This window comes from Vulcanisaeta sp. EB80, from assembly GCF_002078205.2.
Window position 1 is genome coordinate 1 of record NZ_LCWN02000135.1, and the last position, 2,166, is coordinate 2,166.

A 2,166-nucleotide genomic window follows, 5' to 3' on the forward strand; every position below is an offset into this window, starting at 1 on the left:
AGCGTGAAAAGAGAAATAAGGGCGTTAAAGGCGAGCATGAGTACTTCGAGGATGACTTCCCAGACATAAAGACGTTAAAGGTATAATGGTAAACAGCAAATTAATCAATTCAAAATCACGATAAATAGCGCAACCAGGCTTCCAATGCTCTTCTTAATCGTCCTAATTCTACGAAACCCTTCCACAATGTGGTTTGTTCGGTAATATTAAGCCAGTGAGGTCTGTAACTCTTGAAAATAGTTATTAATGTTGCATTTAGTTTTAATTATTGATGAGCGAGATTAGGAGAATTAGTTTGGGCGTGGAATGGCTTGACTATGCGTTACAGGGTGGTGTGCCTAGGGGGACGTGGACCCTCATAACAGGCGAGCCAGGGGTCGGCAAGAGCATACTGTGCATCCAGGCGGTTGGTGCCAGTGTTGACGCAATGCCCGTGGTCTACGTTAGTACGGAGACGAGGTTCTACGACGTAGTAAGGCAGACTAGGCAGTTCGGTATTGACTTAAGCGACGCCGTCAGCCTGACCGAGGTCTTGACCGGGAAGGTGAAGGAGGTCAAGTCCAACCTTATGATTATAGACCTCTTCGGACTCGCCAGGCAGTACAGGGAATTACTCAAGGCTGGGGAGGAGGGTGGGGAGAAGGCAAGGGCTAAGTCGCCGTTGAGTATGGAGGTTGTTATGGCAGCGATTGAGAAGGCTTACGAGGTGCTGGGTGTGACGGAGGAGGGTGGTAAGAAGGATGTGTTGGTGGTTATTGACTCCTTAGCACCACTGTGGGCCCACGCCCCAGCAATGGCTAGGTTGATTACATACAGGCTGAGGCAGAGGCTTTATCGCTCAAACGTGACTGTGATAATGACCAACCAGTACGCCCCAACGACGGGCATGACCTTTGGCTTCGGTGCAGAGCATATTGCGGACGCGATAATCCACATGTGGTTCGATAGTGTTGAGACGACTAAGGAGATTAGGAGGTGGTTGATTATTAAGAAGGCGAGGCTCACCAATCACTACAGGAAGGCAATGAGGTTTGATATAGAGCCGGGTAAGGGTCTTGTGCTCCTGGAGCCAGGAATAGATGAGTTGAGGAAGTGGTTTGAGAGTAATTCGAAGGGGCGTGTTAGCAATGAATAACTTTGACTGTCATGTTAGGATTGTTGAGATTATGGAGAATTTTCTAATGTATCTGGCTAGGGCTGGTGGTAATGCCGATATTGATTCAATCAGGGCTGAGCTTAGGAATTGCGACCCCCTCGCTGAGCCTTATTTGACGGTTATTGATGGTAATGAACCGGGTGATACGTTATCGGCTGCGGTTTCATATTACCAATACGTTAAGTATGTTAGGGGTGAACTTAATGTTAATGAGGGGTATTTCCGTGGACTTGATTTAGAGCCCTCGAATCCCGCTGAAACATACTCAGCGATTATCAGTAACTTGGTGCGTGCGCTACAGGTTGGTGATTACGTGTCCGCCTCTTTTCTTGCCGATTTGGCATTTGTGGTTAGGGTGTTCATGCTCTGTTTAAGTAATGCCAGGGATTATGGGTATTGTGATCGATTAAGGTCGTCGTATAAGACTAGGCTTTTAATATTGAGGAGTAGGTTTAGCAGTTCTCAATCGGTCTGAATTTATAACCGTAGTTTATTAATCCATATGTGCCATCCATCTTCACCATCCTGAACACAACCTCAACCTCCATACCTGGGTTGAGTTTTTCCGGGTTCATGCAATCCACAATCTGCCCAATAACCCTAACACCCCCCAAGTCAACAATACCTATTATCAGGGGTTTCATCTTCTCAAACTCGGCAGGTACTGAGTAGAGAACTGTGAAGTTCAGTAGTTTGCCCGTGCTTGGTAATGGGTATGGCTTAAACTCCCTAGATCCACACTCGCACACAGCCCTGGGTGGGTAGTAAACACGCCCGCACCTAACGCACTGAACACCCTCAAGCCTATAGTACTGCGGTGTTCTTCTCCAGTACCTTGGTATCGATAGTTTCTGTTCGACCATGTCAGGTCACCCTCCTGAGTACTATCGCTGTTGATACGAGGTCAAACCCAGCCATATCCTGAACAACACCAAGTCCAGCATTGCCAAGCGAGTCAAATGGTTTCTGGTTTGTGAGCTCCATGACCATGGAGACGATCTCGTACATGC

The 2,166-nt window shown here is 47.4% G+C and carries 3 protein-coding genes; 2 read left to right on the plus strand and 1 reads right to left on the minus strand.

Annotated elements, in window-relative coordinates; translation table 11 throughout:
- Positions 1-271 precede the first annotated feature (271 nt).
- Positions 272-1,135 (plus strand): KaiC domain-containing protein, encoded by an 864-nt coding sequence (locus B7L70_RS12485; RefSeq protein ID WP_369907354.1) that lies wholly within the window; start codon positions 272-274, stop codon positions 1,133-1,135.
- On the plus strand, positions 1,128-1,631 hold the full coding sequence (locus B7L70_RS12490) for a hypothetical protein (protein WP_238376260.1): 504 nt from the start codon (positions 1,128-1,130) through the stop codon (positions 1,629-1,631). Before B7L70_RS12485 ends, B7L70_RS12490 begins: the two co-directional genes overlap by 8 nt.
- On the opposite strand, the gene B7L70_RS12495 is transcribed toward B7L70_RS12490, so the two are convergent.
- Positions 1,609-2,019 carry a Zn-ribbon domain-containing OB-fold protein gene (locus B7L70_RS12495; protein ID WP_081228385.1) on the minus strand — a complete coding sequence of 137 codons (411 nt, stop codon included), beginning with the start codon at positions 2,017-2,019 and terminating at the stop codon, positions 1,609-1,611. The genes B7L70_RS12490 and B7L70_RS12495 overlap by 23 nt on opposite strands.
- Positions 2,020-2,166: the final 147 nt, after the last annotated feature.

Bases quoted from the DNA above. Each gene is read 5' to 3' on its own strand.
- B7L70_RS12485 (WP_369907354.1), top strand. From the start codon at position 272: ATGAGCGAGATTAGGAGAATTAGTTTGGGCGTGGAATGGCTTGACTAT.
- B7L70_RS12490 (WP_238376260.1), top strand. From the start codon at position 1,128: ATGAATAACTTTGACTGTCATGTTAGGATTGTTGAGATTATGGAGAAT.
- B7L70_RS12495 (WP_081228385.1), bottom strand. From the start codon at position 2,019: ATGGTCGAACAGAAACTATCGATACCAAGGTACTGGAGAAGAACACCG.